26 protein-coding genes are annotated in these 23,322 nt (G+C 63.1%); 10 read left to right on the forward strand and 16 right to left on the reverse strand.

Annotated elements, in window-relative coordinates; all coding sequences use genetic code 11:
• Window positions 1–7: 7 nt before the first annotated feature.
• On the reverse strand, window positions 8–805 hold the full coding sequence (locus ACFQ6Y_RS19465; protein ID WP_378534032.1) for a ParA family protein: 798 nt from the start codon (window positions 803–805) through the stop codon (window positions 8–10).
• A 71-nt stretch (window positions 806–876) separates the two neighbouring features.
• On the opposite strand from ACFQ6Y_RS19465, the gene ACFQ6Y_RS19470 reads away from it, so the two are divergent.
• Entirely contained in the window at window positions 877–1,500 is a 624-nt protein-coding gene (locus ACFQ6Y_RS19470; RefSeq protein WP_378544871.1) for an acid phosphatase, read from the forward strand.
• A gap of 10 nt (window positions 1,501–1,510) precedes the next feature.
• Window positions 1,511–1,990 (forward strand): GNAT family N-acetyltransferase, encoded by a 480-nt coding sequence (locus tag ACFQ6Y_RS19475; protein WP_378636052.1) that lies wholly within the window; start codon window positions 1,511–1,513, stop codon window positions 1,988–1,990.
• A gap of 41 nt (window positions 1,991–2,031) precedes the next feature.
• Here ACFQ6Y_RS19475 and ACFQ6Y_RS19480 read toward each other — a convergent pair whose 3' ends face one another.
• Entirely contained in the window at window positions 2,032–2,508 is a 477-nt protein-coding gene (locus ACFQ6Y_RS19480) for a hypothetical protein (RefSeq protein WP_378636057.1), read from the reverse strand.
• A gap of 41 nt (window positions 2,509–2,549) precedes the next feature.
• Between ACFQ6Y_RS19480 and ACFQ6Y_RS19485 the strand changes: the two genes are divergently transcribed.
• Together ACFQ6Y_RS19485 and ACFQ6Y_RS19490 are read left to right on the forward strand one after the other, a co-directional pair.
• Window positions 2,550–3,506 (forward strand): diacylglycerol kinase family protein, encoded by a 957-nt coding sequence (locus tag ACFQ6Y_RS19485; protein WP_230812617.1) that lies wholly within the window; start codon window positions 2,550–2,552, stop codon window positions 3,504–3,506.
• Between the two features lie 255 nt (window positions 3,507–3,761).
• Entirely contained in the window at window positions 3,762–4,016 is a 255-nt protein-coding gene (locus tag ACFQ6Y_RS19490; RefSeq protein WP_003940950.1) for a WhiB family transcriptional regulator, read from the forward strand.
• Window positions 4,017–4,171: 155 nt separating this feature from the next.
• On the opposite strand, the gene ACFQ6Y_RS19495 is transcribed toward ACFQ6Y_RS19490, so the two are convergent.
• Both ACFQ6Y_RS19495 and ACFQ6Y_RS19500 read right to left on the reverse strand, forming a co-directional pair.
• Window positions 4,172–5,674 carry a sensor histidine kinase gene (locus ACFQ6Y_RS19495; RefSeq protein ID WP_230812615.1) on the reverse strand — a complete coding sequence of 501 codons (1,503 nt, stop codon included), beginning with the start codon at window positions 5,672–5,674 and terminating at the stop codon, window positions 4,172–4,174.
• Window positions 5,675–5,682: 8 nt separating this feature from the next.
• Window positions 5,683–5,898 (reverse strand): biotin/lipoyl-binding carrier protein, encoded by a 216-nt coding sequence (locus ACFQ6Y_RS19500; RefSeq protein WP_007731208.1) that lies wholly within the window; start codon window positions 5,896–5,898, stop codon window positions 5,683–5,685.
• Between the two features lie 136 nt (window positions 5,899–6,034).
• Here ACFQ6Y_RS19500 and ACFQ6Y_RS19505 point away from each other — a divergent pair, with 136 nt between their 5' ends.
• The gene (locus ACFQ6Y_RS19505) at window positions 6,035–6,109 is read left to right on the forward strand and encodes a 50S ribosomal protein bL37 (RefSeq protein ID WP_022597109.1); all 75 of its coding nucleotides are present in this window, start codon (window positions 6,035–6,037) and stop codon (window positions 6,107–6,109) included.
• Window positions 6,110–6,211: 102 nt separating this feature from the next.
• On the opposite strand, the gene rsrA is transcribed toward ACFQ6Y_RS19505, so the two are convergent.
• The gene (gene rsrA, locus ACFQ6Y_RS19510) at window positions 6,212–6,493 is read right to left on the reverse strand and encodes a mycothiol system anti-sigma-R factor (RefSeq protein WP_003940722.1); all 282 of its coding nucleotides are present in this window, start codon (window positions 6,491–6,493) and stop codon (window positions 6,212–6,214) included.
• Window positions 6,490–7,191, reverse strand: a complete 702-nt coding sequence (locus ACFQ6Y_RS19515; protein ID WP_378447603.1) for a sigma-70 family RNA polymerase sigma factor — start codon at window positions 7,189–7,191, stop codon at window positions 6,490–6,492. Before ACFQ6Y_RS19515 ends, rsrA begins: the two co-directional genes overlap by 4 nt.
• A gap of 207 nt (window positions 7,192–7,398) precedes the next feature.
• On the opposite strand from ACFQ6Y_RS19515, the gene ybaK reads away from it, so the two are divergent.
• Window positions 7,399–7,893 (forward strand): Cys-tRNA(Pro) deacylase, encoded by a 495-nt coding sequence (gene ybaK, locus ACFQ6Y_RS19520; protein ID WP_378636061.1) that lies wholly within the window; start codon window positions 7,399–7,401, stop codon window positions 7,891–7,893.
• A gap of 24 nt (window positions 7,894–7,917) precedes the next feature.
• Complete coding sequence (locus ACFQ6Y_RS19525) at window positions 7,918–8,649, forward strand: SIMPL domain-containing protein (protein WP_378534043.1); 732 nt, start codon at window positions 7,918–7,920, stop codon at window positions 8,647–8,649.
• A gap of 3 nt (window positions 8,650–8,652) precedes the next feature.
• On the opposite strand, the gene ACFQ6Y_RS19530 is transcribed toward ACFQ6Y_RS19525, so the two are convergent.
• The gene (locus tag ACFQ6Y_RS19530; protein ID WP_378534046.1) at window positions 8,653–9,405 is read right to left on the reverse strand and encodes an SOS response-associated peptidase; all 753 of its coding nucleotides are present in this window, start codon (window positions 9,403–9,405) and stop codon (window positions 8,653–8,655) included.
• Window positions 9,406–9,454: 49 nt separating this feature from the next.
• Here ACFQ6Y_RS19530 and aroA point away from each other — a divergent pair, with 49 nt between their 5' ends.
• Window positions 9,455–10,768, forward strand: a complete 1,314-nt coding sequence (gene aroA / locus ACFQ6Y_RS19535) for a 3-phosphoshikimate 1-carboxyvinyltransferase (protein ID WP_378534048.1) — start codon at window positions 9,455–9,457, stop codon at window positions 10,766–10,768.
• Window positions 10,717–11,754 (forward strand): ribosome small subunit-dependent GTPase A, encoded by a 1,038-nt coding sequence (gene rsgA, locus ACFQ6Y_RS19540; RefSeq protein WP_378447608.1) that lies wholly within the window; start codon window positions 10,717–10,719, stop codon window positions 11,752–11,754. The genes aroA and rsgA overlap by 52 nt, the downstream gene beginning before the upstream one ends.
• 84 nt (window positions 11,755–11,838) lie before the next feature.
• Here the strand turns inward: rsgA and ACFQ6Y_RS19545 are convergent, their stop codons facing one another.
• From ACFQ6Y_RS19545 to ACFQ6Y_RS19570, 6 genes are all read right to left on the reverse strand, one after another.
• Window positions 11,839–13,080, reverse strand: a complete 1,242-nt coding sequence (locus ACFQ6Y_RS19545) for a fatty acid desaturase family protein (RefSeq protein WP_378544887.1) — start codon at window positions 13,078–13,080, stop codon at window positions 11,839–11,841.
• Window positions 13,081–13,218: 138 nt separating this feature from the next.
• On the reverse strand, window positions 13,219–14,481 hold the full coding sequence (locus tag ACFQ6Y_RS19550; protein ID WP_378636065.1) for a fatty acid desaturase family protein: 1,263 nt from the start codon (window positions 14,479–14,481) through the stop codon (window positions 13,219–13,221).
• A 24-nt stretch (window positions 14,482–14,505) separates the two neighbouring features.
• Window positions 14,506–15,624 (reverse strand): ferredoxin reductase, encoded by a 1,119-nt coding sequence (locus ACFQ6Y_RS19555; RefSeq protein WP_230812599.1) that lies wholly within the window; start codon window positions 15,622–15,624, stop codon window positions 14,506–14,508.
• Window positions 15,625–15,716: 92 nt separating this feature from the next.
• Window positions 15,717–16,217: a DUF6912 family protein gene (locus ACFQ6Y_RS19560; protein ID WP_020969223.1), complete on the reverse strand. Its 501-nt coding sequence runs from the start codon at window positions 16,215–16,217 to the stop codon at window positions 15,717–15,719.
• Between the two features lie 41 nt (window positions 16,218–16,258).
• Window positions 16,259–17,668 carry a wax ester/triacylglycerol synthase family O-acyltransferase gene (locus tag ACFQ6Y_RS19565; RefSeq protein ID WP_378636070.1) on the reverse strand — a complete coding sequence of 470 codons (1,410 nt, stop codon included), beginning with the start codon at window positions 17,666–17,668 and terminating at the stop codon, window positions 16,259–16,261.
• The gene (locus ACFQ6Y_RS19570) at window positions 17,662–18,087 is read right to left on the reverse strand and encodes an HAD-IA family hydrolase (protein ID WP_378534052.1); all 426 of its coding nucleotides are present in this window, start codon (window positions 18,085–18,087) and stop codon (window positions 17,662–17,664) included. The genes ACFQ6Y_RS19565 and ACFQ6Y_RS19570 overlap by 7 nt, the downstream gene beginning before the upstream one ends.
• A 131-nt stretch (window positions 18,088–18,218) precedes the next feature.
• Here ACFQ6Y_RS19570 and ACFQ6Y_RS19575 point away from each other — a divergent pair, with 131 nt between their 5' ends.
• Entirely contained in the window at window positions 18,219–18,737 is a 519-nt protein-coding gene (locus tag ACFQ6Y_RS19575) for an Rv3235 family protein (protein WP_378636073.1), read from the forward strand.
• 36 nt (window positions 18,738–18,773) lie between these two features.
• On the opposite strand, the gene secA is transcribed toward ACFQ6Y_RS19575, so the two are convergent.
• The 3 genes from secA to ACFQ6Y_RS19590 all read right to left on the reverse strand — a co-directional run bounded on the left by secA (window position 18,774) and on the right by ACFQ6Y_RS19590 (window position 23,318).
• Window positions 18,774–21,617: a preprotein translocase subunit SecA gene (secA, locus tag ACFQ6Y_RS19580; protein ID WP_378636078.1), complete on the reverse strand. Its 2,844-nt coding sequence runs from the start codon at window positions 21,615–21,617 to the stop codon at window positions 18,774–18,776.
• 131 nt (window positions 21,618–21,748) lie between these two features.
• On the reverse strand, window positions 21,749–22,429 hold the full coding sequence (gene hpf / locus ACFQ6Y_RS19585; protein WP_378636083.1) for a ribosome hibernation-promoting factor, HPF/YfiA family: 681 nt from the start codon (window positions 22,427–22,429) through the stop codon (window positions 21,749–21,751).
• A gap of 175 nt (window positions 22,430–22,604) precedes the next feature.
• Entirely contained in the window at window positions 22,605–23,318 is a 714-nt protein-coding gene (locus ACFQ6Y_RS19590) for a ComF family protein (RefSeq protein WP_378636087.1), read from the reverse strand.
• Between the last annotated feature and the right edge of the window lie 4 nt (window positions 23,319–23,322).

Raw genomic sequence — 23,322 nt, forward strand, 5'->3', positions numbered from 1 at the left:
GCTGCGCTCAGAGCGTCAGTTCCGGCGCGAAAGTCACGACTTCGTTTCCAGCCCAATGCTTCAAAAGATTGTCGGCGAGTTCACGATAGGCGTCCGCGCCCTTGTTCTTTCGTCCCGCGAGCACCGTCGCACCCGAAGCAGAGGCCTCCGCGAACTTGACTGTGCGTGGGATCGGCGGCGCCAGAACGGCCAGGGAGTAGCGGTCGCTGACGTCGGCGAGCACGTCGCGACTGTGAGTGGTCCGAGCGTCGTACAGAGTCGGAAGTGCGCCGAGCAGAACAAGATCCGGGTTGGTGATGGCCTGGACTTCACGAACCGTACGCAGCAGCTGTCCGACGCCGCGGTGCGCGAGGGTCTCGCATTGCAACGGGACCAGAACCGACTGCGCCGCAGTCAATCCGTTGAGAGTGAGCACTCCCAACGACGGCGGGCAGTCGATGATGATGACGTCGTAACTACCCAGGAGCGGAGACAGCGCCCGCTTGAGCGCGAACTCGCGACCGGGTCGCATCAGGAGCAGGGCTTCGGCGCCCGCGAGGTCGATGGTCGCCGGCAGGAGGTCCATGCCGTCTTCCGTCTGCAGCACGGCGTCAACCGCGTCGAGATCACCCGCCAGGACCTCGTTGACCGAACGCTCGAGGCGATCCGGATTGTGTCCGAGCGAGAACGTCAGGCAGCCCTGCGGGTCGAGATCCACCACCAGGACTCGCTGTCCGAGCGCGGACAAAGCCGCACCGAGGGAGGCGACCGTGGTGGTTTTAGCCACGCCGCCCTTTTGATTCGCCACTGCGAGAACCGTCGTCACACGTAGATCCTTGCGCACTTCGCGCCAGGAGGCGAGCTACACACGCGAGGCAGCCTGCAATGATGGTCCACATGGCTTCCCAGTCCGCCCCCTCGGCTATCCCCCTCGACGCCCGCGTCGTACTCATGCGCCACGGTGAAACCGAGTGGGCACGCACCGGGAAACACACGGGACGGACCGAGGTTCCGCTGACTCCGCTCGGCGAGATGCAGGCCACCGCGACCGGAAACCGCCTGCGGACACTCGACCTCCGCAATCCCATGATTCTCACGAGTCCTCGCTTGCGCGCTCAGTTGACCGGTGATCTCGCCGGCCTTCCGGAGGAGCGAACCTGGGATGCGCTCTCCGAATGGGACTACGGCGACTACGAGGGCCTCACGACGCCCGAGATCCGCGCAACAGTGCCCGACTGGACCGTCTGGACGCACCCGTGCCCCGGCGGCGAGCAGTCGGATCAGATCCATGCCCGCACCGACATGGTGCTGTCGATGGTGCGTTCACAACTACCCGAGCGGGACGTGATCTTGATCGGGCACGGACACTTCTCGCGCGCACTCATCGCACGCTGGCTCGAGCTCCCGGTGACGGAAGGAAAGCGTTTCGCATTGTTCCCGGGTGCATACACGGTTCTCGGCTACGAGCACGGCGCCACCCACCTCGTTCATCACAACGTGCCGCCACTGGTCGAGGCTTAAGATTCTCTCCATGATTCGACGCGCCACGCCCGCAGACGTCCAGCCGATCACCGACATGATCTACGAGTTGGCGGACTACCAGAAGGCCCTCGACGAGTGCACCGTGAAGGCGGAACAGATCGGCGAGGCTCTGTTCGGGCCGGCCGCGACGGCCTTCGCACACGTAGCTGTGAATTCAGCCGACGACGTCGTCGGCATGGCGCTGTGGTTTCGCAATTTCTCGACCTGGGACGGCGCGCACGGCATCTACCTCGAAGATCTGTACGTCCAGCCCAGCCAGCGCGGATCAGGGCACGGGAAGGCTCTTCTGGCCGCACTTGCCAAGGAGTGCACCGACAACGACTACACGCGGCTGTCCTGGTCGGTGCTCAACTGGAACACCCCCTCGATCAAGTTCTACGAGTCACTCGGCGCCGACGCGAAAACCGAGTGGACCACGTATCGCCTGACCGGCGCCCACCTCGGAGCTCTCGCCGCCGAAGCCGAGTAGGCCCAAACAAAGTTGGTCCGAAGCAGAGTTGGCGGTCAGCCCTACTTGTCCCGCGGCTCTTCGGGCTCGTCAGCGCCGGGGTTTCCCTCTTCCGGCGATACCTCGTCTGCGTACGCGCCGTACTCCGCTGCCATCCACCGAGACGTCGGCGCCGAGAACAGGCAACCGAGAGCGCCGAGAACGACGACACCCAGAACGACGCCGAGCGGCACCTGATGCGAATCGGTCAGCAGCGACCAGGCGACAGGTAGGAGCAGCAACTGGGCGACGACGGCGATTGCGCGGCCCCATCGGCGACCGTTCAGCAAAGCGATACCGGCAGCCAACACCGCGCCGCCGAGAATCGCGACCCAGGCGGCGAAGCCGTACCCGTTGGTGACGCTCTGATCGTGCCCGGTTGCGCCGCGAATCACCGCGACGATCGCGAACCCGGCGGCAATCAGCCCTTGCAGCGTCACGAGGGCACCTGCCCATCTGACTGTCTTGGGCAGGGCGTTCGGACTGGCGGTATTCGGCACGAGGCCAGCCTAGAACACGACACCGGATAGGCTCATGCCCCGTGCGCGCACTGCTGATCGTCAATCCCAATGCCACCTCCACCACCGCCGCCGGTCGTGACCTGTTGGCACACGCCCTCGAGAGCCGGGTGCGACTTACTGTGGCGCACACCACACATCGTGGACACGCTGCCGAACTGGCGCGCGAAGCCCACGAAGACGGCTTCGGCTCGGTGATCGTCCACGGCGGCGACGGAACGGTCAACGAAGTGGTCAACGGGCTGCTCGGGGCACCGCATCCCGCGTCGATGAAATCGGTTCCGGTCGGTCCGATCCCGACGATCGCGGTCGTTCCAGGGGGCTCGGCAAACGTTTTCGCGCGTTCACTCGGTATTGCCGCCGACCCGATCGACGCCACAAACCAACTCGTCGACCTACTCTCGGAGCGGACGAGACGCCGAATCGGGCTCGCACATTGCGACAACCGTTGGTTCACGTTCAATGCCGGAATGGGCCTCGACGCCGATGTGTGCGAAGCCGTCGACGCCAGCCGCAAGAATGGTGACGCTGCCACTCCCGCCCGATATGTCCGAACCGCGATCGCAGCGTTCTTCCGCGCGAAGCGGGCCGAACCAGCCCTGACAGTCCACCTTCCCGATCAGGATCCCGTCTCCGGAGTCCACTACGCGTTCGTGTCGAACTCGAGCCCGTGGACATATCTGGAAGAGCGTCCCGTACACACCAATCCGGGAACCACCTTCGACAGTGGACTCGGAATCTTCGCCATGACGAGCACCAAAGTCCTACCGTCCCTGCGGGTTGTGCGGCAGCTCCTCGCACGCGGCGCAGAGCCGAAATCGAAGGTCCTCCTACGCACCGACGACGTCCCGACAATCACCATCGAATCGTCGCGACCGATCGGACTCCAGATGGACGGCGACTACATCGGACTTCGCGAAAAGGTCGAATTCACCTCGGTCCCGGATGCACTGGAAGTGTTCGCGCCGATTACGACGTGAGTCAGGCAACACGTTTGACCTGCAAAAACTCTGGTGCCGAATAGCCAAAATCGGGTAAAATGCCGGTGACGACCAGGTGGCCGTCAGGTGTGTCACAAATTAGTGAGTTGGCCCACGAACCCGTTCAAACCTATTGACATACCGCGAGTTCGTGAAAGCATTCACAAGTAACAGTGCGGAAACGTTGATGACGCACACACAAACTCATTGGTACCAAATGGTGTGAATACACACCCAATTAAGGAGCGAAAAAAGATGGACTGGCGCCACAACGCAATCTGTCGCGACGAGGATCCCGAACTGTTCTTCCCCGTGGGAAACAGTGGACCGGCCCTCGCTCAGATCGCTGATGCCAAGGTTGTCTGCAACCGCTGCCCCGTCACCGCCGAGTGCCTGTCCTGGGCCCTCGAGTCCGGTCAGGATGCAGGCGTCTGGGGCGGAATGAGCGAAGACGAGCGTCGCGCACTCAAGCGTCGTAACGCACGTACCCGTGCACGCACTTCCGTCTAGGTAGAACCGAGACGTTCGACTCGCGGCGGAGAACAGCCCCTCCACACAGTCGAAGACGACAGCCCGGCACCACATGGTGCCGGGCTTTTTGTCTGCTCGAATTAACAGCGCTGCTCGAATTAACAGCGCTGCTCGAATTACCGGCGCTGCTCGAATCAGTAACGCGCAGTGCGTCTACCGAGCGGCACACGCAGAACCGCGTCGGTGCCGCCGCCACTTCCCGGGTGCAGTCCGAGCGAGCCGCCGAGTTCGGCGCCCAGCAGAGTCCGCACGATCTGGAGTCCGAGGCGATCGGACTTCTCGAGGTCGAAGTTCTCCGGCAGGCCGCGCCCGTTGTCGTGGATGATCACGTCCAACCAGCGCGCAGAACGCTCGGCACTGAGTGTGACCGTGCCGGTGAGTCCCGGATCGAAAGCGTGCTCGATCGCGTTCTGCACCAACTCGGTCAGCACCATGACCAGCGGGGTGGCGCGCTCGGCGGAGAACACTCCGAAACTTCCCTCGCGCCGAATCGTCACCGGCACACCCACTCCCGCGACATCGGAGAGCATGGGAACCAACCGGTCGATCACCTCGTCGAGATCCACCTCTTCGTCCACCGACATCGACAGGGTGTCGTGGACGAGGGCGATGGATGTCACGCGTCGCACCGATTCCGTCAATGCTTGTCGCGCTTCGTCGTTGCCGGTTCGCCTGGCCTGTAGACGCAGCAGCGCCGCGACGGTTTGCAGGTTGTTCTTCACTCGATGGTGAATCTCGCGGATGGTCGCGTCCTTGCTCAGGAGCGCGCGATCACGACGCTTGACCTCGGTGACGTCGCGAACCACGACCGCAGCACCGACGTGCCGACCACCCGGCTTGAGTACCAGAGCGCGCAGCAGAACGGTCGCCCCACGCGCCTCGATCTCCATCCGACGGCCAGGCTTGTCCGCCAACGTATCTCGGATGTAACCCGCAGCTTCCTGAGACTCGAACGGGTCGGTGACCAACGAACGGGTCAATGCCGCGAGATCTTGTCCCACCAGATCCGAACTCAGACCCATCCGGTGATACGCCGAGAGAGCGTTCGGGCTCGCGTAGACGACGGTGCCTTCGGTGTCGAGACGGATGAAACCGTCGCCGGCACGTGGGCTCGAGTTCGTGTCGGAGCGCGATTCTCGGATCGGGAAGGTTCCGTCGCTGATCATCTGACACAGGTCTTCGGCGCAATCGAGATACGCGAGCTCGAGCGGACTCTGCGCTCGCTGGTGCGACAGATTGGTGTCGCGGCTCAGAACCGCGATGACTCGCCCGTCCAGACGCACCGGAACCGCTTCCTTACGCGGCGGCATTCCTTTACGCCACGTCTCGTCTTCCCCACGCACGACGCGCCCCTCGACAAGAGCGCGAAGGACCTGCGGATGCTCGGACTCGGAAACGACCGTTCCGACCGCGTCCTCCGGGAAAGCCGTCGATGCCGTGGTCGGCCGGCAGTGCGCTACGCAGATGACCGTCCCTTCGGATCGGTTCTTCTCCGATTCGGTGCCCACCCACAGGAGAACGTCTGCAAAAGAGAGGTCGGCGAGCAGTTGCCACTCCCCCACGACGCGCTGGAGATGGTCGACCGCCGCACCCGGCAGATCGGTGTGTTCGGCGAGGAGGTCACTGAGAGTGGACATCGGCTTACTTAGGAGATCACGGCGATCAGATCGCCTTGCTGAATCACGTCGCCGACCTTGACGCCCACCGTCGTCACCGTTCCCGGAACCTCGGCCAGGACGGGAATTTCCATCTTCATCGATTCGAGGATGACCAGGGTGTCGCCGTCCGCAACGACGTCTCCCTCGCTGACGACGACCTGGTAGACCGTCGAAACCATCTCGGCGCGCACGTCTTCTGCCATCGTGAACCTCACTTCTGTCGGAACTGCACTCTGACCACGAAAATACGTCGACGGATTACTCGATCGACCTGCCAATGGAACCACACCGGCATCGGCGTGAAACAATGACGCGAAAGAAACAGAAGGGAGACCAATCATGGGTAAGCGTGGTCGTAAGAAGCGCAGCCGTAAGGGCAACGCCGCTAACCATGGCAAGCGTCCAAACGCCTGACATGTAGCGCAACAAAACGTCCGAGGGGCGGGGAAGCAATGCTTCCCCGCCCCTCGGCGTTACTGCCTTCCGACTACTGCCGCTCAGATCTTCGCTGACGGGCTAGCTGTCGGTTTCGGTAGTCGTGATGACGATGGTTCGACGCAATTCGACGGTGAGCCGCTGACGCAGGCTTTCCGGTGCGTGATCCCCGCCGCACTTGCGGTTGATCAGGCTCTTGACCTTCTCCTCGATCCCGTAGGCCTCGAGGCACGATCCGCAGTCGTCGATATGACGTTGCAGACGAGCGCGACTGGAATCGTCGCATTCACCGTCGAGCATCAACCAGACGTCGGCGATGACTGCCGAGCAGTCGAGCCTTTCGAATTCGTCCTGCTCACTCATCGTTTGACACCTTCCGCCTCGGTGGCTGCGCCGGCCGTGGCCGTGTCGACCGCGCCGTCCCGATTGAATCCACGATCTTTGGCGACATCGGCCAAGAGACCACGCAATTGCTTACGACCACGATGCAGCCGTGACATCACCGTTCCGATGGGTGTGCCCATGATCTCCGCGATCTCCTTGTACGGGAATCCCTCGACGTCGGCGTAGTACACCGCCATCCGAAATTCCTCGGGCAGCGACTGCAGCGCCGCCTTGATGTCGTCGTCCGGCAGCGCGTCGAGCGCCTCCACCTCGGCCGAACGCAGCCCGGTGGACGTGTGCTCTGCGGTGGCGGCCAACTGCCAGTCGGTGATCTCGTCCGTCGGATACTGCGCGGGTTGGCGCTGCTTCTTGCGGTACGAGTTGATGTAGGTGTTGGTGAGAATCCGGTACAGCCAGGCTTTCAAGTTGGTACCGGCACGGAACGAGCGGAAAGCCGTGTACGCCTTGACGTACGTCTCCTGCACTAGGTCTTCGGCATCAGCCGGGTTCCTCGTCATGCGCAGTGCAGCGCCGTACAACTGGTCGAGCAACGGGAGCGCGTCACGCTCGAACCGGGCAATCAACTCATCCGCAGTTTCGGGCGTTTCGGACACCGCACCATCGACAGGTTCGGAAACCTCCGACGGTTCGTCCTTGGGCCGGTCGTGTTCCAGCACTCTGATCCCTTCACTAGCCGTAGGGATCAAGGTTACCGCCAACTGAAGATCCGACCCACGGGCCGGTGGTGGCTCACACACAGCCAGCACGGTCGCTCCTTCGCTTCTCGGGACAAGTTTCATCAACTGTTACCAACACGGGAGTCTGCGACTCTGTTCCCGGCCTGGTCGGAGTCCTTATAGAGGGGTCCACCTAAGGTCTTCGTCATGGCTGGAACAGCGACCCCTGCAACCGCACTGCTCGGCAAGTCGAAGACACCGCACCGCGTTCACAGCTACGACCACGACCCCCGCGCCGAATCGTTCGGCGACGAGGCGGTCACGGCGCTGGCCGAGTTGGTAGGCGTCGAGGCCGCCCAGATCTTCAAGACCTTGGTCGTCAAACTCGACACGGGCAAGCTCGCCGTCGCGGTTCTGCCGGTACCGGCCAAACTCTCACTCAAAGCTGCGGCCGCTGCCCTCGGCGCAAGCAAAGCCGTCATGGCAGATCGCGCCGAAGCCGAGCGCTCGAGCGGCTACGTCTTCGGTGGTATCTCACCGCTCGGCCAACGCAAGAAGCTGCCGACCGTGATCGACGCCTCGGCTCTCGACTGGGATCGGGTTCTCTGTAGTGCCGGACGACGCGGCCTCGAAATCGAACTGGCTCCGGCCGACCTTGCTCAGCTGAGCGGCGCGGTCACCGCACAAATCACCGCGGGCTGAGGATCCGGTCGCTACGGTCTGTTCATGCGTCCACAAACCAAGCGTCCACCCGTGAAAATTTTTGCACTGACCGCTGCAGCGGCGGCCCTCACCGTCTCGTTGACGGCCTGCGGGAGTTCCGACAGCGCCGCCAAGGAAGTCACGGTGGTCGGATCAGGACAGGTCCGCGGGGCGCCGGACATCCTCAACGCGGACATCGGCATCGAGGTTGTCGCCGCGGATGTATCGGGAGCGGTTTCCGAGTCGAATGACAAGGCCCGCCAGATGATTGACGCGATAGTCAATGCCGGCGTGGCCGCCGAGGACGTGCAGACAAGCGATCTGTCGGTTCAGCCGCAGTACGACGCCAGTGGTGGGCCGTTCGTCGGCGGCAACGTGACGGGCTACCGGGCAACCAACTCGGTACGGATCGTCGTCCGCGATCTCGACAAGGCTTCAGGTGTCCTGGACGCCGGTATCGCGGCGGGTGGAAACGCAGCGCGACTCGGCAACGTCGCCTTCGCCATCGACGACAACTCCCAGCTTCTGGCCGACGCACGCACTCGGGCTTTCGAGGACGCGAAGAACCGTGCCGAGCAGTACGCGGATCTGTCGGGTACGTCATTGAAGAACGTCGTGACCATCACCGAGGCGCACGACACGAGCGGTGGCCAGACCATGCGCGCTCCCGGCGACGCCTCGATGTCCGACATCGTTCTCGCCCCGGGAACCCAGCAGGTTTCGTTCGAAGTGACCGTCACCTGGTCTCTCGGCTGACCGCTAGAGCAGACTGATCTGCTCTCCGGCACGGTCGATGTCCGGCTCGATCAATTCGTGTCCATTGTTCTTGACACTGTTGACCAGCGGCCGGACTCGAGCGATGTCGATCCGCTCGAAAAGGTCCGGGGTCGGTTCGAGCAGGGCCGAATCGACTGTGTTGTCGGGATCGAGCCACGCCTCCCAGCGGTCACGAGGCAGGGCTAGGGGCATCCGGTCGTGAACCTGCTCCAGATGACCGAGTGAGTCGACTGTGACGATCGAGCAGCTCAGGACGGGGCTCGCATTCTCGACCTTCGGGTCTCGCCAGGCAGACCACACACCAGCCATGAACAGCCGTGATCCGTCGTCGGGGTGCATGTAGTAAGGAATCTTCGCTGCCTTTTTCCCGCCAGTGGCCTCGGTCTGCCACTCGTACCACCCGTCCATCGGGACCAGGCAACGCTTGAACTTGAACGCGGTCCGAAACGCGGGCTTGTCCGCCAACGAGTCGGCACGCGCGTTGAACAGGACCGGGCCTTTACCCAGTTCCTTGGTCCACGAGGGCACCAATCCCCAGCGCATCCGCCGAATCCTCTTGGTCGGATCGCTGTCGGGGTTTTCCCGATCGTGGCGTTCCACGACGGTCAACACCTCGGTCGTCGGAGCCACGTTGTAGTCGGCTTCGACGGGCGCCGAGTGGTCGGTCTCGTCGAGCGCATCGAGTTCCACCGCCAGGGTGGCCGGGTCCGCTGTGGTCGCATACCTTCCGCACATGACACCCAGGGTGGCACGGTTTCGACCATTCCCCCACCGATGAGAGAAGATGGACCATGTGAGTCTGAGTCTGTGGAGCGCCCCGAGGGCCCAAGCACCCGTCGATGCAGTGGTGACGCTGCCCGGATCCAAGTCCATCACCAATCGAGCTCTGATTCTGGCCGCGCTGGCGGATGGCCCCTCCACGATCACGGGTGCACTCCGCAGTCGTGACGCAGACCTGATGATCGCCGCTTTGCGCGACCTCGGTATCGGCGTCGAGGAAGCCGGCGATCCGACCACACTTCGCGTAGTTCCCGGTCCCCTCCGCGGCGGAGACGTCGACTGCGGACTCGCCGGCACCGTCATGCGCTTCCTGCCGCCGCTCGCCGCGATGGCCGACGGAATCGTCCACTTCGACGGCGACGAGCAGGCACGCACACGACCTCTCGGCACCATCCTGGAGGCACTGCGCGGACTCGGCGCACACATCGAGGGTGACGCACTCCCGTTCACCGTTTCCGGAACCGGATCCCTACGCGGCGGGACGGTCACCATCGACGCATCCGGTTCGTCGCAGTTCGTCTCCGGTCTCCTCCTCTCAGCCGCCGCCTTCGAGGAGGGTGTCACCGTCCATCACGACGGCAAGCCAGTTCCCTCCATGCCGCACATCGACATGACCGTCGAAATGCTCAGGCAGGCCGGCATTTCCGTGACGACGCCCGCCACGGGTGGCGACGCTGACACCTGGCGAGTGGCACCGGGGCCCGTACGCGCCGTGGACTGGGCCATCGAACCCGATCTCTCCAACGCCACACCGTTCCTGGCCGCTGCCGCAGTCACCGGAGGAACCGTCAGTGTCCCGATGTGGCCGTCGTCGACGACACAGCCTGGTGACGCGATCCGCGGGATCCTCGCGTCGATGGGCGCCGACGTCACTCTTGCCGACGGCGTGCTGACTGTTCGCGGTCCGGAGAAATTGCGCGGCATCGACATCGACCTCCACGACGAGGGAGAACTCACCCCCACCGTCGCGGCACTGGCCGCTCTCGCCGAGGGCACCTCGCACCTACGAGGTATCGCGCACCTGCGCGGGCACGAGACCGACCGTCTGGCCGCCCTAGCCGACGAGATCAACAAGCTCGGCGGCTCCGTCACCGAAACCGACGACGGACTGACCATCGTCCCCGCGGAACTCCATGGCGGACAATGGCTCTCGTACGCCGACCACCGCATGGCGACAGCCGGTGCCATCATCGGCCTGGTCGTCGACGGCGTCGAGGTCGACGACGTCGGAACCACCGCCAAGACGTTACCCGGCTTCGAGAACATGTGGGTCGACATGCTCGAAAGTTCGACCGCGACGCCGAAGGCAAGCTTCTGACTCCGCGGCAGTACGACGAGTCCGACGTCCGGGTACGCCCTGGACGCGGATCACGCCCCCGTACGAAGACACGGCCCGAACATCTGTCGGCTGAATCGGGGATGGTGGTGTCGAAGGATCGTGGCCGTTGGGGTTGCGTCCTGGGCGGCGATCCCGACCGGCTGATCGTGACGATGCGCGCCCGCGAGCTGGGCCGCACCCCCATCGTCGTCGGCGATCAGGTGGACATTGTCGGCGACCTGTCGGGCAAAACCGACACCCTCGCTCGCATCATCCGGGTCTCCGAGCGCTCGACGGTTTTGCGCCGAACAGCCGACGACACCGATCCCTTCGAACGCATCGTCGTCGCGAACGCCGAGCAGTTGCTCATCGTCGTGGCACTCGCGGATCCCCCACCGCGCACCGGCTTTGTCGAGCGCGCACTGGTCGCCGCCTACGTGGGTGGCCTGACGCCGATCGTCTGCCTGACCAAGAGCGACCTCGAACCACCCGAGGAATTCGCGAGCACTTTCGCCGACCTCGACATCCAAGTGGTCGTCGCCGGCCGTGACGATCCCCTCGACGAACTGACGCAGATCCTCGAGCACAAGTTGACCGCCCTGATCGGGCATTCCGGCGTCGGAAAGTCGACACTGGTCAATCGCCTTGTCCCCGACGCCAATCGGGCGGTCGGCATCGTGTCCGGCGTCGGCAAGGGGCGGCACACTTCGACCCAATCGGTGGCGCTCCCCCTAGCCGGTGGCGGCTGGGTGATCGACACCCCCGGCATCCGTTCATTCGGTCTGGCGCACATCTCACCCGAGAACGTGGTGGCGGCGTTCTCGGACCTGGCTGCGGCCATCGAGGATTGCCCGCGCGGATGCACGCACCTGGGGCCGCCGGCAGATCCCGAATGCAAGCTCGATCTGTTGGAAGGCAAATCGGCGCGACGCGTCGTTGCTGTGCGACAACTGTTGGAAGCGATCAAGTCCAACGATCAGTACTGAGCAAGACCCCTGAGCAAGAGAAGCGGCCCGACACCACTGAATGGTGTCGGGCCGCTTGTTTCCTCTTGTCAGCGAAGTCGGGAATCAGCGCAGGCCGAGGAGGCTGCGCAGCTTTCCACTCTTACGCTTACGTGCGATGGCGCTCTTGAGACCGTTACGACGTCCGGTCACGGGATCGACAGTCGACGTCGGATCCCCGTCGAACATCCGCTCCGACGCAGTCTCGGGCGCATTGTCGACGGTGTCCTTGAGGTACTTGTTGGGCAGCGACAGCTTGGCGATGGTGCGCCACGACTTGGCGTACTGCACGGCAAGCGGGCCCGTCGTGTACGGCAGGTCGTACTTGTCCGCGAGCTGACGCACCGTGACCGCGATGTCCTTGTAGCGGTTGCTGGGCAGATCGGGGAAGAGGTGATGCTCGATCTGGTAGCTCAGGTTGCCCGTCATGAAGTCCATGAGCGCGCTGCCCTCAATGTTGGCGCTGCCGAGCATCTGGCGCAGGTACCACTGAGCCTGCGTTTCCTTGTCGATGTCTTCCTTGGTGAACTTCTCGGCGCCGTCCGGGAAGTGGCCGCAGAAGATGACCGCGTTGGTCCACACGTTCCGCAGGGTGTTGGCGGTGAAGTTGGCCGACAACGTGCTCTTCCACGCCGGGCCGGTGATGGCCGGGTAGATGACGTAGTCGCGCAGGACCTGCTTGCCGATCTTCTCGCCGACCTCACGGAGCTTGCGCTGCGTCTCTTCCTTGTCGGCGCGGCCCTTGGCCACCTTGCCCAGCTCGAGGTGCTGAGCAGCGATGCCGTACTCGAAGAACAGGGCGAGCAGGGTGTTGTAGACCAGGTTGCCGGCGTTGAAGGGCTTCCACCGCTGATCGCGGGTGACGCGGAGGAGCCCGTATCCGACGTCGTCGTCCATTCCGAGGACGTTGGTGTACTTGTGATGCAGGTAGTTGTGGGTCTGCTTCCAGTGCGCAGACGGGCCGGTGACATCCCACTCCCACGAGGTGGAGTGGATCTCCGGGTCGTTCATCCAGTCCCACTGCCCGTGCATCACGTTGTGCCCGAGTTCCATGTTCTCGATGATCTTCGAGAGCGTCAGCAGGCCCACTCCGGCGAGCCACGCCGGACGGCGACGGCTGGCGAAAAGCACTGCACGGCCGCTGATTTCGAGCGAACGCTGCAGGCGAATGACGTTGCGCACGTAGCGCGCGTCCTTCTCGCCGCGCGACTCCTCGATGTCGCGACGAATCGCGTCGAGTTCGCGGCCGAGCGCCTCGATGTCAGCGTCCGTGAGATGTGCGTATTCCTTGACATCTGCAATCGCCATGGAAAGCCTCCTAGCAGTGAGTTAGGCGCAAAGTAGTAAGTGCAGAACGATCATGATTTCGAATCGTTCAGATCAACTGCACCTACTGTAGCGTAACTTACGGCACCGTAGGTTAGGTTTTTCCCGATGTAACCTATATCACTTCCGGCGCTTCGGCATGCGGGAACGGGCCTGCGACTTGAGTGCAGTCAACAATCCCAGACGCTTACCGGTGACCGGATCGGTACGCAGGTCCTCGACCATCGCCATGGCTGCATCCCGGAACCCTGAGTCACGGAAACGTAGTTCCGAGGACGTTTCCGGAGCATTGTCCGAGGTCGCAGTGAGCCACTTGTCCGGCAATGCCAGCTTGTGGATCGTGCGCAGTGCCAGAAGGTACTGCTTGAAGAGCGAACCGGTGGTGTACGGGAGATCGAACTTCTCGCACAGCGCACGCATCTTCACGGCAATCTCGGGGTAGCGGTTGCTCGGCAGATCAGGGAACACGTGGTGCTCGATCTGGTAGCTCAGGTTGCCACTCATGAGTCCCATGAGCCTGCCGGAATTGAAGTTCGCACTTCCGAGCATCTGGCGCAGGTACCACTCGTGACGAGTCTCCTGCTCGAATTCGGCAACTGTGAACTTCTCCGCGCCGTCCGGGAAGTGGCCACAGAAGATGACGACGTACGCCCACAGGTTGCGCACGAGATTCGCAGTGGCATTGGCCGTCATGGTCGACTTCCACGCCGGCCCCGTCAGCGCCGGGAACAAGATGAAGTCTTTGCCGACCTGACGAAAGATCTTGCGCGCGAAGTCTTTGTTCGCCTGCGAGTTCAGTTGGCCCTTTTCCGCGCCCTCCAACTCGGCTGCCGCTGTGAGGTCGTGCAGCGCGATACCCCACTCGAACGTGGCCGCCAAGATCACGTTGGCGATCGGCTGGAAGAGGTTGATCGGCTTCCACGGCTCGTCACGCGTCATACGCAGAATCCCGAAACCGAGATCCTCGTCCATCCCTACGACGTTGGTGTACGTGTGGTGCTGGTAGTTGTGTGCACGCTTCCAGTGCTCGGAAGGACCGGTCTGATCCCACTCCCACGAGACGGAGTGAATCTCGGGATCGTTCATCCAGTCCCATTGCCCGTGCATGACGTTATGCCCGAGTTCCATGTTCTCGATGATCTTCGACAGGCTCAGCAGGGTTGTACCGACCAGCCACGCCGGTCGATACCGACTGCCGAACAGCGCGATACGCCCGCCGAGCTCCAACGCGCGTTGCACGCGAATGACGCGACGAATGTAGCGGGCGTCCCGGATTCCGCGAGAGTCTTCGATGTCGAGTCGAATCTGATCGAGTTCACGTCCGAGAGCTTCGACATCGGCCTCGGTGAGGTGCGAAAACTCTTTGATATCGGTGATGGCCACCGTGGTCCTCCGTGTGCCTAGAAGCTATGCGTCCAGCGTACAGTCGCCCGCGGCGGCGGAGATGCACGTCTGGATGCGCTCACCCTCCGCGTGCTGTTTCCCCGAGCGTAGATCGATCGCGTGACCGGCAACGAGAGGTACGACACACGTCTGGCAGATGCCCATGCGGCAACCGAACGGCATCAACGCACCGGACTGCTCGCCGGCCTCCAGAAGCGTCGTCGCGCCGTCGACGGTGATCGTCTTACCCGACTTCTCGAACGTGACCGTGCCGCCGTCCGCCGAAGCGTCGATGCGCGATACCGCGAATCGCTCCATGTGGAGGCGATCCTCGATACCTTCCGCCTTCCAGACATCCTCGAGTTCGTCGAGCAACGGAAGCGGTCCGCACGCCCAGGTGTGGCGCTCGCGCCAATCGGGGCAGACCGTGTCGAGAGAGCTGAGTTTGAACTTTCCGTCACGCCGTGTGAGTTGGACGTGGCTGACGAAGTCCTCGTGCTCGACGTGCAGCGCCGTGAGTTCGTCGGCGAACATGACGTCGGATTCCGTCGGAGCCGAGTGGATGTGCATGACATCGGGCAATTGCCCGCGACGGTTCATCGTCCGCAACATGCCCATGACCGGAGTGATGCCACTGCCCGCAGTGATGAACAGGATCTTCTCCGGCGGCGGATCCGGCAGAGCGAAGTTGCCGGACGGCGTGGCCAGTCGAACGATGGTTCCCGACGGGACCGCGCCACTGACGAGGTGGCTCGACAGGAAGCCCTCGGGCATGGCCTTGACCGCGATGGAGATTCGCTTGTTCTCCCAGTTGGGCGGAGAAGTCAGGGAGTACGAGCGCCAATGCCAACGACCGTCGATGTGGAGGCCGATACCGATGTACTGCCCCGGCTGGTAGTTGAAGTCGAATCCCCAACCCGGCTTGATGACGATGGTCGCCGAATCCGTGGTCTCGGGCCGTACTTCGACGATCTGACCACGCAACTCGCGGGCCGACCACAACGGATTTGCGAGGTGGAGATAGTCGTCGGGAAGCAATGGTGTGGTCAGCCGAGCCGCCGCACCGCGAAGCAGATTGAGCTTCGACCGCGCTGCCGGAACTACCGACGCTGCCGGTGCCTCGATCCAGTCCTTCAGACCCATCAGACCTCCACCTCTCACCTTCCGAACCCACTGCCTACGGTACCGTAGGTTATCAGGTTACGGTACCGTAGGTTACTTAACAGTAAGCACATTCACAGCAGGTCGAGCAAGAACGGCAACTCCTGCGCGGCATACCACGCCAACTCGTGGTCCTCCGCGTCGCCGAGCGTGAACTCGGCATCGGCATCACCGAGATCCGCCGCGTCGACTATGCCAGCAGCGCGCTCGATGTCCGATTCTGCCTGTTCGAGGTCGACATGCACAGATGCGACCTGAGCCATCGTGACGGGACCTGCCAGTCGAACCACCGAATCGTCGAGATCGGGCCGCAGTTTGACGTCGGCATCGTCGACGTCGGCAGCGACGACGGCGCGCCGGAAGGTGACGTCACCCTCGGTTCCGGCGATCAATCGCAGCGACGCACGCGCAGCCTCACCCATGGCGACCTCGGCCAACTCGTCGTCGTCCCCCGCCGCATACGACTCGCGCAGAGTCGGGGTGACCGCAAAAGCCGTCCGGCTCATCGGGTCGAACTCCTGATCTGCGACCAACTTCTGCAAAATCTCGACCGTCGCCGGCACGTACACCCTCATGAGACCACCTTCATGCTCGTTCGTCCCTGCTCGTTCGTTCGTCACCGACTCGCATCCGTCAATTCCTCCAGTGACTCGAAGATCAGCGAACGAACGACGTCGACGTCCGACATCGCGTCACGGTCGGCATTCAAACCGTAGTAGACATTTCCGTCGTACGACGTCAGGGCGATGCTGAGTGTCTGATTCTTGAGCAGTGGCGACACCGGATACATCTCCAGCATCCGAGCCCCGCCGAGGTAGAGCGGGAACTGCGGACCCGGTGCGTTGGTGATCATCAGATTGAACATTCGCTGCGAGAGACTGCTGGCCGCACGTGAGCTCATCGCATGCAGCGTCGCCGGCGCAAACCCGGACATTCGGACCATCGTCTGCGCGGTGACCCGCCGGCCCTGGCGTGCAAACGCCTCCGTCGCATGCGCAACGTGCGAGAGCCGAACCACCGCGTTGGGTTCACCGACAGGCAGGTCGATCAGGAACGAGGAAACATGTCCCGGCGCCTGCGGATCGTCGACGTCGGGACTCTCGGGGCCGTCCGTGTAGACCGACATGGGCACCATCGCCCGCACGATGGTCGCCTCGGTCACCGGTTCGCCGCGCGAGAGCAGCCAGTTCCGCATCGCACCTGCGATGACTGTCAGAATCACGTCGTTGATCTCGCACCCGTACCTCGCCCGAATACGTCGGTAGTCCTCGAGAGACGTCTTGGCCACCGCAAGGCGTCGATTGCGCGAGATAGTGGCGTTGAGCGGGCTCGACGGAGCCACCTGCGTCGCCGTTCGGACCACTTCTGCAAGTTTTCCGAGTGCACTGACCGCCTCGGTGACGGACGTCGTCACGTCGTTGAACGTTGCTCGGGCCCGTGCGATCCCCTCCCCCGGGCTCGTCACGAGATCTGCCAGTGCACTGACCAACAAGCTGGTGTCGCTCGGCGGCCTGGCCGGCATCCACAGTTCCTCCGGTCCGGGCGCTCGATTCTTCTCCGGATCGAAGATCACCTGGCTGATCTCGGGAGCCGCTTCGCCGTCGACCAACGACGAATGAGACTTCGTGAAGATGGCAAATCTGTTTCTGGCCAGCCCCTCGACCAGGTACATCTCCCACAACGGCCTCGTGCTGTCGAGCGGTCTGGACGTCAGCCGGGCGATCAGATCCATCAGCTGTTCGTCGGAACCGGGCTTGGGCAGAGCCGATCGGCGGACGTGATAGGTGATGTCGAAATCCGAGTCGTCCACCCACACCGGACGGGCCAGGCCGAACGCCACCTCACGAACCCTCTGGCGGTACCGCGGAACCGATCCGAGCCGATCTTCGACCAGACGAAGCAATTCCTCGTGATCGATCCCGTTTCGCAGTTGCCTGAAAATCCCCAACGAGCCGACATGCATCGGCGTCGTCCCGGCTTCGAGGAAGTAGAAAGCCGCGTCCTGAGTGGTCAGTCTGTTCACCATGGCTTCGTGTCCCCTCCTTCGCCCAGATCGAACAGAATCGACAACTCCTCGATCGTGGATTCCGAGCCGACGTGATGGACGCCGACCATCCCGACGGCCACCGCCGCGCGCACGTTGACCTCGAGATCGTCCACGAAAACGAACTCCCCCGGGTCGACGCCCAACCGACTCGCCGCCAGCAGATAGATCTCGGCATCCGGCTTCGCCATCTCCACGTCACCGGACAGGATCACGTCGTCGACCAAGACCCCGTCGCCGAGATCCCGCAACCACTGAGCACTGGCGCCGCCGGGATCGTTACTGACGATTCCCGTCACGATTCCGCGGGCCCTCACAGCGCGCACGAGCGCGCTCAAGCCCTCGAGATCCGATCCCGGACCGAACAGCACGCCACCGACATCCAACAGAAGTCCCCGCACGCCATCACCCTAAGTCGCGATGGTGATCACGGCGACATCTCGAGCATTTCGTGTCATGCTTCTCACCATCGCTCGGGGGAGCGAAAGTCCGAGTCGGCCAACTCGGACGCACGATCATCCGGGGGGATGTCATGGAGCAGGACTGCAAAATTGTTCTCGAGCCGGCACCACAATTCGAGCCTCACGCGCACACCGTCGTGCTGTCGCGGCCGCAGTGCCGACCAGACCTGACGCAGTGCCGAACAGACCGGATGCTGCGTCGCCCGCGAAAGACGCCACACAACGGAACATCGCCCAGTACCGGGTTCACTCACGCTCCGGAACCGCGGCTGGCAGGTGCCGACATCTTCTGGAACCGATCACTGCGTCTGGTTCTCGAAACCGTCGACCGACGACGAAATCCACGCCAGCTCAGCGGCGTACTGACGCCAGGAGTCCTGGAAGTTGTTGCGCGACTTTACACTTCAGACCATTCGGCCCGAAAGATGGGCGGCGCGGCCGTTCACCGCACCCACGTTCAAGCGGTTTCGGAGCGCACCGCCGAAGTCTGTGCGACGTACACACGAGGCAAGCAGACATTTGCCGTCGCAGGTCGGATCGACCACACAGACGGAACAGGCTGGACGGTCACCGCACTACACGTGGTGTGACCGTCCAGCCTGTCGAGCACGATCCGTACTGAAACCTCAGCGCTTGCGCTTGGACTTCGGAGCTCGGTTGCTCTTCGACTGCGTCCGCGCTGCCTCACGACGTTCGCGACGTGAGGCTGCCCCGTCACCGGAGTCGGCGGCCGAGTCGCGGGTTGCCTTCGCCTTGCCGTCCTCGTCCGGGCCGGTGTACGTCAATCGTGACGGACCTTCGTCGTCAAGTCCCTTGGCGCGCAACGCCGTCGGGGCAGCCGTGCCGGTTGTCCTGGCCGCGGCTTCCTGCGTCGGGAGCGGCTTGGGCGCCGTGGCGGAAGCCGCAGCAGCCGAGCCCGCCGTGACGGAAATTCCGCTCGCGGGCTGTGCCGGAGCTGCCTCGACCTGCAGGTTGAAGAGGAATCCGACGGACTCTTCCTTCAATCCGTCGAGCATGCCGATGAACATGTCGTAGCCCTCGCGCTGATACTCGACCAGTGGGTCACGCTGGGCCATCGCACGCAGGCCGATTCCCTCCTTGAGGTAATCCATCTCGTAGAGATGCTCACGCCACTTGCGGTCCAGGACCGAGAGGAAGACACGACGCTCGAGTTCACGCATGCCGTTTTCGCCGGCGATCGCGTCGATCTCGGCTTCGCGCTTCTTGTACGCCGCGTGGGCGTCTTCGAGCAACGCGGTGCGCAGGTCGTCACGGCTCAGGTCGCTGTTGATACCTGCACCGTCCTCCCCCGCCAACGCCTTGTGATCGATGCCGACCGGGTACAGCGTCTTCAGCGCCGTCCACAGCTGCTCGAGATCCCAGTCCTCGACGTAGCCCTCCGCGGTGGCACCGTCCACGTAGGCGGTGACCACGTCGGTGATCATCTGCTCGACCTGGCCCTCCATGTCCTCACCCTCGAGGATCTGGCGGCGCTCCTTGTAGATGACCGTTCGCTGCTGGTTCATGACCTCGTCGTACTTGAGGACATTTTTGCGAATTTCGAAGTTCTGCTGCTCGACCTGCGTCTGAGCGCTCTTGATGGCCTTCGAGACCATCTTGGCTTCGATCGGGACGTCGTCAGGCAGGTTGAGGCGCGTCATGATCGACTCCAGTGCCGACCCGTTGAAGCGGCGCATCAGCTCGTCACCGAGCGAAAGGTAGAACCGCGATTCGCCGGGATCACCCTGACGTCCGGAACGACCACGCAACTGGTTGTCGATACGACGCGATTCGTGACGCTCGGTGCCCAGGACGTACAGGCCACCGGCATCGCGGACCTTCTCCGCGTCTTCCTTCACTTCAGCCTTGACCTCGTCGAGGACGGCGTCCCAGGCTGCCTCGTACTCGTCCGGCGTCGTCACCGGGTCGAGGCCCTTCTTGCGCAGCGCGATGTCCGCGATGATGTCCGGGTTACCACCGAGCACGACGTCGGTACCGCGGCCGGCCATGTTGGTCGCGACGGTGACCGCACCGGAGCGGCCGGCCTCGGCGATGATGGTCGCTTCCTTCTCGTGGAACTTCGCGTTGAGGACGTTGTGGGCAACGCCACGCTTGGTGAACTGCTTGGACAGGTACTCCGAGCGCTCGACGCTGGTGGTACCGATCAGAACGGGCTGGCCGTTCTCGTGACGCTCGACGACGTCGTCGACCACCGCGTCGAACTTGGCTTCCTCGGTCTTGTAGATGAGGTCGCCGTTGTCGACTCGGACCATCGGACGGTTGGTCGGGATCGGGATAACGCCGAGGGTGTAGGTCTGGTGAAGCTCGGCAGCTTCCGTCTCGGCGGTACCCGTCATGCCTGACAACTTGTCGTACAGACGGAAGTAGTTCTGCAAGGTGATGGTGGCGAGGGTCTGATTCTCGGCCTTGATCTCCACCTTCTCCTTGGCCTCGATCGCCTGGTGCATGCCCTCGTTGTAGCGGCGACCGACCAGCACGCGGCCGGTGAACTCGTCGACGATGATGACCTCGCCGTCGCGGACGATGTAGTCCTTGTCCTTGGTGTAGAGCTCTTTGGCCTTGATCGCGTTGTTGAGGTAACTCACCAACGGCGAATTCGCGGCTTCGTACAGGTTGTCGATACCGAGCTGGTCCTCGACCAGTTCGACGCCCGCCTCGTGCACACCGATGGTGCGCTTGCGGATGTCGACCTCGTAGTGAACGTCCTTCTTCAGCAGCGGCGCGATGCGGGCGAACTCGCTGTACCACTTGCTGGAGCCGTCGGCCGGGCCCGAGATGATGAGGGGGGTTCGGGCTTCGTCGATGAGGATCGAGTCGACTTCGTCCACGATGGCAAACGCATGGCCACGCTGGACCAGGTCGTCCAACGAATGCGTCATGTTGTCACGCAGGTAATCGAAGCCGAACTCGTTGTTGGTGCCGTAGGTGATGTCCGCTGCGTAGGCGACGCGGCGCTCGGCCGGCGTCATGCCCGAGAGGATCACGCTGGTCTCGAGGCCGAGGGCGCGGTGAACGCGGCCCATCCACTCGGAGTCGCGCTTGGCGAGGTAATCGTTGGTCGTGACGACGTGAACGCCGTCGCCGGCGATCGCGTTGAGGTAGGCCGGAAGAACCGAGGTCAGGGTCTTGCCCTCACCGGTCTTCATCTCGGCGACGTTGCCGAAGTGCAGGGCCGCGCCACCCATGATCTGCACGTGGAAGTGCTTCTGATTGATCACGCGCCACGACGTCTCACGGGCCACGGAGAAAGCCTCGGGCAGCAACTCGTCGAGAGTTTCCCCGGCGGCGTAGCGCTCACGGAACTCGGTGGTCTTGGCTTTGAGTTGCTCGTCTGTCAGGCCTTCGACATCGGGCGACAGAGATTCCACATGCTCGGCGATGTGCTTGAGCCGCTTGACCATGCGACCTTCACCAACACGGAGCAGCTTCGATAGCGACAGCGACGGCACAGTCTTCTTCGTCCTCAATCTTCGGCGACAGGGGGTCACACACTGAAAATCCGGCCGGGGTCCGAAAACTCCGGCCGGATTCCATGGTAGGCGCTACCGGCGGCGAGCGAGCAAACCCACCACCGATTGGGTCATGTCAGGCGGATCAATCCGTAGTCGAAAGCGTGACGACGGTAGACGACGGACGGCTTGTCCGACTCCTTGTCGTGGAAGAGAAAGAAGTCGTGTCCGACCAGTTCCATCTCGTAGAGAGCGTCGTCGATGGTCATCGGCTCGGCTGGGTGATCCTTCGTGCGGACCACGCGTCCCGGGCCGTCGTACTCGTCCGGTTCTTGACCGTTCAGCGAAATGTCCGGTGTGACTCCGAGTGAGTCTGCGTCGACGAGAGAGGCGGTTGCCTCCGCGACGGACACCGGTCGCTTGTCACCGTAATGGACCTTCTTGCGGTCCTTGGTTCGACGGAGGCGACTCTCGAGCTTGTCGATCACCGATTCGAAGGCGGCGTAGAAGCTGTCTGCGGACGCTTCGGCTCGGGCCACCGGGCCTTTACCTCGAGCGGTGATCTCGACGCGCTGGCAACTCTTGGCCTGTCGTCGGTTGCGTTCATGTTGGAGTTCCACGTCGAAGTGGAATATGGAGGGGTCGAAGTGTTCGAGTCGCGCCAGCTTTTCCGAAACGTAGATTCGGAAGTGATCGGGGATCTCGACATTTCGTCCCTTGACTACGACGTCGGATCTCGGAACTGCGGCATTCTCGGAACGCTCGATGGTGGCGTCCTCGATGAAAAACGAGGCTTGCGAAGGGGTCGTCACTCGTACCTCCCAATTACGGCCCCGCCCCACGGTGGGCGGCGGCAAATTCTGCAAGTACCGAGAGGGGATCCGCCCGGCACCAGTATCGAAGTACCACCTCCTACCAGTATTTTCGGGTGTGCCGCCGACGCTAGTACGTAACGCGCGCGAGTGCCACTGTTCCAACGAAATTCATCTAAGCCCCTGCAAGTACGAGCACGATAGTTGTCCGAATCCCACGGAGCGAGAGAGCCCGAACCGACTCTGCCGCAGTCGCTCCCGTCGTCAGGACGTCGTCGAGCAGGACGATGGCGCTGTCCCCCGCAATGGAACGGATCGCAGTGGTGTCGAGAGACACATGACCGTTCACATTGGTCACTCGGTCGGCCGCGGACAGTCCGACCGAGTCACGTACGCCTCGCGTCATCCGGAGAATCGGACACACTTGTATCGGGCGCCCCTCGACACAACCGGTTTCCCACGCTTCCACTCTGCGCTTGTCTCGCACACTTTCAGCTATCCGGCGAACCGGGTCACCTCCGCGAGATCGCGCCGCCCGGGCGCGCGTGGGAGCCGGAACCAGGACGATTGGCGCACGATTTCCGCCACCGAGCTCGCCCCACCGTTCCAGCATGGCCAGTGCACCGGCCACAGCGGCCCCCAGAGGCATCGCGAGATCGCGGCGACCGCGTTCCTTCATCTCGATCACACTGCGACGCCTGGGGCCGTCGTAGCGGCCGAGTGCCCACACCGGTACGCCCGGATCGACGCGCGGACTCAGTTGAACCGGATGGTCGCTCAGCAGCTCCGCGCACTCACGACACCACAGAGTCCCGCTGCGGGCGCACCCACCACACTCGCGTGGCAACAACAGATCGAGCAGGCCGGCACCGAATTTCTTGTCCCCCATGGCC

This window comes from Rhodococcus sp. NPDC056516, assembly GCF_042794655.1.
Lineage (GTDB): Bacteria > Actinomycetota > Actinomycetes > Mycobacteriales > Mycobacteriaceae > Rhodococcus_F.

Excerpts from the sequence above, each read along its gene's own strand:
- ACFQ6Y_RS19470 (WP_378544871.1), top strand. The coding sequence starts at position 877 with ATGGCTTCCCAGTCCGCCCCCTCGGCTATCCCCCTCGACGCCCGCGTC.
- ACFQ6Y_RS19475 (WP_378636052.1), top strand. The coding sequence starts at position 1,511 with ATGATTCGACGCGCCACGCCCGCAGACGTCCAGCCGATCACCGACATG.
- ACFQ6Y_RS19490 (WP_003940950.1), top strand. The coding sequence starts at position 3,762 with ATGGACTGGCGCCACAACGCAATCTGTCGCGACGAGGATCCCGAACTG.
- ACFQ6Y_RS19495 (WP_230812615.1), bottom strand. The coding sequence starts at position 5,674 with ATGTCCACTCTCAGTGACCTCCTCGCCGAACACACCGATCTGCCGGGT.
- ACFQ6Y_RS19500 (WP_007731208.1), bottom strand. The coding sequence starts at position 5,898 with ATGGCAGAAGACGTGCGCGCCGAGATGGTTTCGACGGTCTACCAGGTC.
- rsrA (WP_003940722.1), bottom strand. The coding sequence starts at position 6,493 with ATGAGTGAGCAGGACGAATTCGAAAGGCTCGACTGCTCGGCAGTCATC.
- ybaK (WP_378636061.1), top strand. The coding sequence starts at position 7,399 with ATGGCTGGAACAGCGACCCCTGCAACCGCACTGCTCGGCAAGTCGAAG.
- ACFQ6Y_RS19525 (WP_378534043.1), top strand. The coding sequence starts at position 7,918 with ATGCGTCCACAAACCAAGCGTCCACCCGTGAAAATTTTTGCACTGACC.
- ACFQ6Y_RS19530 (WP_378534046.1), bottom strand. The coding sequence starts at position 9,405 with ATGTGCGGAAGGTATGCGACCACAGCGGACCCGGCCACCCTGGCGGTG.
- aroA (WP_378534048.1), top strand. The coding sequence starts at position 9,455 with ATGGACCATGTGAGTCTGAGTCTGTGGAGCGCCCCGAGGGCCCAAGCA.
- ACFQ6Y_RS19545 (WP_378544887.1), bottom strand. The coding sequence starts at position 13,080 with ATGGCGATTGCAGATGTCAAGGAATACGCACATCTCACGGACGCTGAC.
- ACFQ6Y_RS19555 (WP_230812599.1), bottom strand. The coding sequence starts at position 15,624 with ATGGGTCTGAAGGACTGGATCGAGGCACCGGCAGCGTCGGTAGTTCCG.
- ACFQ6Y_RS19560 (WP_020969223.1), bottom strand. The coding sequence starts at position 16,217 with ATGAGGGTGTACGTGCCGGCGACGGTCGAGATTTTGCAGAAGTTGGTC.
- ACFQ6Y_RS19565 (WP_378636070.1), bottom strand. The coding sequence starts at position 17,668 with ATGGTGAACAGACTGACCACTCAGGACGCGGCTTTCTACTTCCTCGAA.
- ACFQ6Y_RS19575 (WP_378636073.1), top strand. The coding sequence starts at position 18,219 with ATGGAGCAGGACTGCAAAATTGTTCTCGAGCCGGCACCACAATTCGAG.
- ACFQ6Y_RS19590 (WP_378636087.1), bottom strand. The coding sequence starts at position 23,318 with ATGGGGGACAAGAAATTCGGTGCCGGCCTGCTCGATCTGTTGTTGCCA.